This is a genomic window from Micromonospora sp. NPDC000663 (assembly GCF_042898105.1).
Taxonomy (GTDB): Bacteria; Actinomycetota; Actinomycetes; order Mycobacteriales; family Micromonosporaceae; genus Micromonospora.
The window spans coordinates 71,450-77,995 of the sequence record NZ_JBIAYR010000012.1 but is presented as its reverse complement, the minus strand read 5'-3'; the positions used below and the strand labels follow the sequence as shown (position 1 = coordinate 77,995).

5 protein-coding genes are annotated in these 6,546 nt (G+C 68.8%); all 5 read left to right on the top strand.

Going from position 1 to position 6,546, the window contains the following annotated elements; translation table 11 throughout:
- The first annotated feature begins 1,087 nt into the window (after positions 1–1,087).
- Complete coding sequence (locus ACFY1S_RS26705) at positions 1,088–2,194, top strand: branched-chain amino acid aminotransferase (RefSeq protein WP_387123382.1); 1,107 nt, start codon at positions 1,088–1,090, stop codon at positions 2,192–2,194.
- Between the two features lie 336 nt (positions 2,195–2,530).
- Entirely contained in the window at positions 2,531–3,808 is a 1,278-nt protein-coding gene (locus tag ACFY1S_RS26700) for a sensor histidine kinase (RefSeq protein WP_387123287.1), read from the top strand.
- Positions 3,757–4,365, top strand: coding sequence for a DNA-binding response regulator (locus ACFY1S_RS26695; RefSeq protein WP_139585220.1), 609 nt, complete (start codon positions 3,757–3,759; stop codon positions 4,363–4,365). The genes ACFY1S_RS26700 and ACFY1S_RS26695 overlap by 52 nt, the downstream gene beginning before the upstream one ends.
- A gap of 164 nt (positions 4,366–4,529) precedes the next feature.
- Positions 4,530–5,003 carry an acyl-CoA thioesterase gene (locus ACFY1S_RS26690; RefSeq protein ID WP_387123284.1) on the top strand — a complete coding sequence of 158 codons (474 nt, stop codon included), beginning with the start codon at positions 4,530–4,532 and terminating at the stop codon, positions 5,001–5,003.
- A gap of 96 nt (positions 5,004–5,099) precedes the next feature.
- Positions 5,100–6,500: a cytochrome P450 gene (locus ACFY1S_RS26685; protein WP_387123282.1), complete on the top strand. Its 1,401-nt coding sequence runs from the start codon at positions 5,100–5,102 to the stop codon at positions 6,498–6,500.
- Positions 6,501–6,546 lie beyond the last annotated feature (46 nt).

Genomic DNA, 6,546 nt, shown 5'->3' with positions numbered 1-6,546 from the left:
CCACTCGGCGCTATCACAGCGTGGCGGGCCGCGATCGCGACAACGACTCCCGACCGTCCCGCTAAGGCGCGGATCGAACCCGTGTCCGCCATCCGTATAGTCCCTCAACTGTCACCACAACCTGACCCGTCGTGAGCTTTCCCAACGCGTTGACGTCGACCCGCAGCGGGGTGTCCGCCGACGTCACACGCACGGAACCCACAGTCACCCGCTTCCTCGAAGAACACATCCATCCAGTGATCAAATACCGACTGATCGCACCGCGGCGGCGAGGCCTGACGACATCCCCGCCGTCCGGAGAGAGACCGTTCGATCCATCGTGGTCGGACCGGAGCACAAAGCTGCCCGAGACGAACCGGGACGACGATCGGAACGGCCAGCCATTGCGGCCCCTTTCGCCTCACGGTCGCCCTGCCGAATATTTGCGAATACCTGGCAATCGGGGGGACCTCGCCACCGACTGCACGCTTTCTCCGGGACGGCACGGGGATTGATGCGGCCTCCGATTGATGACATCGAGAGGACCAGGAATGCGCACGACAGTAGCGACAGATGCCTATTTGACGCCACTTTTTTCCCGACACCGCCACACAGCGGCCAATGGGGGAAGTCAGCATACGTTTCAAGCCTGCGGCCGGGGCCCTGACCTGCGGCGACGCCGAAACGGCTCCGCGCCGAACCGGTCGTCGATCACCCACCGAGCCGAACCCAAGAAAATCTTGTAGCCGCTCTGACCTGGCCTTTTCCCCAGGATCAGGAGGTGGAGGCCGGCCAGAAGGTGATCACGGGGACTCGACGCAAGAACGCCACTCGATCTAGGATGGATGTAGAGGGAGTTCGATACAACCCGGGGGGCCAGAAAGGGAGGCGATCAGTGTAAAACGGACCATCCGGTCGCAATGTGCGTCACCATACGTAGCCAACCAACCGAAGGAAAATTGTCAGGTTCAGCGCTGGTTTGCCAGCCAACCTTCGGTTTCCTGAACGACAGGAACTATTTGCGCAGAATAAATTGTTGGTGACCGGTCGCTTCCACGAGAGCCGCCGGTCGCACGCAACATATGGTCTGAGGGGGAGGGCAGTAGCCATAATAGATTTTGACGTGCGTCCAAGCCGTAATCCCATGTCCGAAGTGGAGCGAAGGGCGATACTCGCCGCACCGGTCTTCGGCAAGGTGTTCACCGACCACATGATCACCCTGCGATGGGACGCTGAGCAGGGGTGGCACGATGGGCGACTCGAGGCTTTCCACGACATCGCCCTGCCGCCGTCGGCGTCCGTCTTCCACTACGGGCAGGAGATCTTCGAGGGCATGAAGGCGTACCGCCAGCGGGGCGGGTCGATCGCGCTCTTCCGTCCCGAGCGCAACGCCGCCCGGTTCAACGCCTCCGCCCGACGGCTGGCGATGCCGGAGCTCCCGGTGCAGACCTTCGTGCGCGCCGTCGAGCTGCTCGTCCAGCAGGAGCGACACTGGGTACCCGGCGGTGACGGCACCAGCCTGTACCTTCGCCCGTTCATGATCGCGACGGAGCCCACGCTGGGGTTCACGCTCCCGTCGCGCAGCTACCTGTTCGGCGTGATCGCCTGCCCGGCATCCGCCTACTTCAGCACCCGCACCGGCCCGCCGGCACTGACCGTGTGGCTGTCCGAGGAGTACGCCCGGGCCGCGCCCGGGGGGACCGGCGCCGCGAAGGCCGGCGGCAACTACGCCGCCGCCTTCCTCGCCCAGCGGGAGGCTGTGGAGCAGGGCTGCGACCAGGTGGTCTGGCTGGACGCGGTCGAGCACACCTGGGTCGAGGAGATGGGCGGGATGAACCTCTGCTTCGTCCAACAGTCGACAGACGGCGGATCCCCGACCCTCATGACGCCCGAGCTGACCGGCACGCTCCTGCCGGGGGTGACCCGGGACTCGCTGCTCCAGCTGGCCGGGCGGCTCGGCCTGGGCCGCAGCGAGGGGCGCATCAACGTCGAGCAGTGGCGCAAGCAGTGCGAGGCCGGTGTGATCACCGAGGTCTTCGCCTGCGGTACGGCGGCGGTCATCGCGCCTGTCGGGCACGTTCGCGGGGCGAACGACGAGTGGACGATCGGCGACGGTCGACCCGGTCCGGTGACGCTGCGCCTCCGTGACGAACTGCTCGGCATCCAGTACGGCCGCATCCCCGACGACCTGGGGTGGACCCGCATCGTCTGCTGACGGCGACGCACTCGACTGTCGGGCTCCGACGGAACGAGGCGCCTGCCCGCGCGCGTGACGGCCCTGCCGTCACGCCCGCCGTTCCGGCGTGGCCGAGGGGCACCCGGAACGCGCCGCGGCGACGCGACCTCCTCCGGCACCCGGGGCGCCGGTCCGGTACGCCACCGGTCCGGGCACCTCGTCGTACGCCCGCAGCGCCTTCACCACGACGGATCGAGCTGTTCGGCCGGGTGGATTGCCGGCCGGGCAGCGGGTCGTCAAAGGAATTGCAGAAAGGGCCGCTGACCTTCCACGAAGACCTGGTTTCGGGGGTTTCCGAATGACATCACAGATGCCATGAAGCCGATCAGTTCCATACCGTCGGCCGAGGAGGCTCAACACGAAGACGTGGCGCCGGGAGTGGCGCGCCTACGGCTTGTGATCCTGGGCGTCCTGCTCGCGGTGCAGATCAGTGCGATCCTGGCAGTGCCCATGCCGCCGCAGCGGGTGGCCGTCAGCCTGGGCGCGGTCGCCGTCCTTGCCGTACTCCAGGCCCGTCACCTCGCGGTGACCGCACCGAGCCCGCCGTGGCTGCGACTGGGCATGCTGGCCGTCGAGGGTCTCGCCACCTACCTGCCGATGCTCACCGTCGGTGCGGCCTGGCCCGGAGCGGGCGGATTTCTCGCAGCGTCGGTGCTGCTCGTGGTCCCCGGTCGCGCAGCATGGGCGCTGTTCACCGCGGTCATCGTGAGCGTGTTCGCGGTCGCGATGACTGCCGGGTCGGGGTTCTGGCTCGCCGAGAACACCACGGTCGCCAGCCTGGCCATCGGCCTGACCATGTTCGCCACCTGTCGCCTCACCCGCATGGTCCGGCACGTGCAGGGCATGCACACCGAGGCGATACAGCTCGCCGTGATCAGAGAAAGGATGCGTTTCGCCAGGGACCTGCACGACCTGCTCGGCTACAGCCTGGCCGCGATCACGCTGCGGGCCGAGTTGGCCGGGCGGCTCATGAAGAGCGACCCGGCCACGGCGGGCGGCGAACTGCGGGACGTTGCCGCCATGGCACGGCAGGCCGTCGCAGAGGTACGGCAGGTGGCCGACGGCTACCGCAACATCTCGCTGGCCCGGGAGGTGGCGGCCGTCGCCTCGCTGTTCGCCAGCGCCAACGTGACGGCCCAGGTCGAGGTGAACTGCGCGGTCCTGCCGGACAAGGTCGACTCCGTGCTGGCCATGCTCCTGCGCGAACTGACCACGAACATCCTGCGGCACAGCAGCGCGCGGAACTGCTGGATCGCCGTCGACCAGACCGACCAGCACATCACGCTGTCCGTGGTCAACGACGGAGTGCCACGGACCGCGTCCACCTACCGCGACGGCGGCGGGCTGGAGAATCTCGCCTTCCGCCTCCAGGCGGTCGGCGGCACGTTGAGCGCATCGGTAGGGGACGACGGCCGGTTCCACGTGCTCGCGGAGATCGCCGTCAACGCTGACGCGGTCGTCGACGCCCGGTCACCCCGGATCGATCGCACCTCGTCGTCCGTCAGGCGTACGCCGACGATGTCCATTGAGGGGAGTTGCGCATGTTGCGGATCCTGCTCGCCGAGGATGTCGCCATGGTCCGCGGGGCGCTGATCGCCCTCATCGAACTGGAGGAGGACCTGCGGGTGGTGGCGGCCGTCGACAACGGCACTGACATCGTCTCCACGGCGCTGAGCTGCCGACCCGACGTGGCGGTCCTCGACGTCGACCTTCCGGGCCTGGACGGCCTGTCAGCGGCGGCACAGCTCCGGACCACGCTGCCGTGTTGTCGTACCCTCATCCTCACGAACCTGGGGCGGTCCGGGACGGTCAGCCGGGCGCTCGCCGCCCGGGTGTCCGGCTTCCTGCTCAAGGACTCCCCACCGGAGGACCTGGCGAACGCGATCCGCGCCGTCGCCGGAGGCCGCCGGGTGATCGACCCGCAGCTGGCCCTGTCCGCGTGGGACTGCGGCCAGAACCCGCTGTCCACCCGGGAGCACGAGGTGCTGCGGCTGACCGCCGGGGGCGCCGATCCCGGCGAGATCGCCTCGGCGCTGCACCTGTCGGTCGGGACCGTCCGCAACTACCTCACGACCGTCGTGACCAAGCTGCACGCCCGCAACCGCGTCGAGGCGGTCAAGTTGGCCTACGACTCGGGCTGGCTGCCATAGGGCCCGGCGGCACGCCGCAACTCCCAGTGATCGCAGATTGCTGTTTGCGTGAGCAAGATCCGAGATGGAGCGGCGTACCTCAGTCCCGCATCGTGATCACAGGTCAGGGCAGGAAACCTGCGGCGAGCCGAGACCCGCAGGAACGACTCGGACGGAGGCGGCCAATGAGGAAGCAGTACTACGAGTACCGGCACGTCGTCGGCTTCGAGGAGACGAACCTCGTCGGCAGTGTCTACGACGTCTACTACGAGCGTTGGCAGGGGCGGTGCCGGGAGATGTTCCTGCTCGAGCACGCTCCGGGCGTGCTCGACCAGCTCAGCGGCGACCTGGAGCTACGCCAGGTCGACTCCGAGTGCGAACACCTGGGCGAGGTTTCCGCCTTCGACGAGGTGTCGATCCGGATGCGGCTGGACGAGCTGAGCCAGACCCACATCGGCTTCGCCTTCGACGTCGTGCGGGTGCGCGACGGGGTGGAGGACCTGATCGCCAGGTGCCGTCAGCGGGTGGCGTGCGTCCGTGACGCCAACGGCGCCTGCACCCCGGCGCAGGTACCGGAACAGCTCGCATCGGCGCTGAGCGTCTACGCGGTCGTCCCCGCCACCCAGGCCAGGGGCACCGGCACCGGAGGCCGGGCGTGAGTTCGGCCGGGCAACACGCACCCGAACCCCGTCCGCCACGGACATCCGGGCTTCCCGCGCCCAGGTTCTCGCGATCCGACCACCTCGGGAGTTGACATGACGATCGCGAACGGCGCCGACCGGACGCCGAAGAATCCGGCGCGGCGGGCCGCTGGCGGCCGGCGGAGGTACCCCGGACCGCCGCCGTGGGCGACACCGGGACTGCTGCGCAAATTGTGGGGCGATCGGCTGGGCCTGCTGTCCGACGCGGCGCGCGAGTACGGCGACGTGGTCCGGTTCGCCATGGGTCCCAAGACCCTCTACTTCTTCAACCACCCGGATCACGCCCGGCACGTGCTCGCCGACAACGCCGCCAACTACCACAAGGGACTGGGTCTGGCCGAGGCTCGACGGCGGATTCTCGGCGACGGCCTGCTCACCAGCGAGGGCGATACGTGGCGCGGTCAGCGCCGGGTCATCTCCCCCGCCTTCCGCCGGGAGCGGATCGCGGGATTCACCGGGGTGGTGGCCGACGCCGGCGCCCAGTTGACCCAGCGCCTCGAGTCACGGTCCGGGAGCGTCGTGGACGTGGCCGAGGAGATGACGGCGCTCACGATGGACGTGCTCGGCAGGACTCTCCTGGACGTGGATCTGAGCCCGTTGAGCTTCCTGGGATCGGCCTTCGAGGCCGCCCAGGAGCAGGCGATGTTCGAGATGGTCACGCTGGGCGCGGTGCCGCTGTGGATGCCGCTGCCGCGCCACCGTCGGTTCCGGGCCGCGAAACGACAGATCGAGGACGCGGTACGGACGCTCGTCGCGTCCCGCGAGCGTGGCACGGGTACGGACGGGTCCGACCTCATGTCGGTGCTGCTCCGCGTCGCCGAGCGTGAACAGGACACCGACGCCCGCTGGCGCGGGCTGCGGGACCAGATCATCACGATGCTCCTGGCCGGGCACGAGACCACGGCCAGCACGTTGTCCTGGGCCTGGTACCTGCTCAGCCGTCATCCGGAGGCGGCCGAGCGGCTGCGCGCCGAGGCGGTCGCGGTGCTCGGCGACCGCACACCCGAGTACGCCGACCTGACCAGACTGCCGTACACCACGATGGTCATCCAGGAGACGATGCGGCTCTACCCCGCGGTCTGGGGGCTGCCGAGAGTGGCCCTGGCCGCGGACGAGATCGGCGGATACCCGGTTCCCGCCGGCGCGGACATCATGATCAGCCCGTACACGCTGCACCGGCACCGCGATTTCTGGTCCGAGCCGGACGAGTTCCGGCCGGAGCGGTTCGCCTCCGACGCTCCGGCCGTCGCACACCGGTACGCCTACATCCCCTTCGGGGCGGGCCCACGGGTCTGCGTGGGAAGTCATCTCGGCATGCTCGAGGCGACAATCATCGCGGCCATGGTCGCGCGTCGCTTCCGGTTCGAGTTCGCCGGCCCGACCGATCCGGTGCCCGAGGCCATGCTGTCGCTGCGGATCCGCGGTGGCCTACCGGTGCGGGTACGACAGGCCTGAGCGCCGAGGCGCCCGCGTCCCGCCCTGCCCCGGTGGTCTCGGCGTA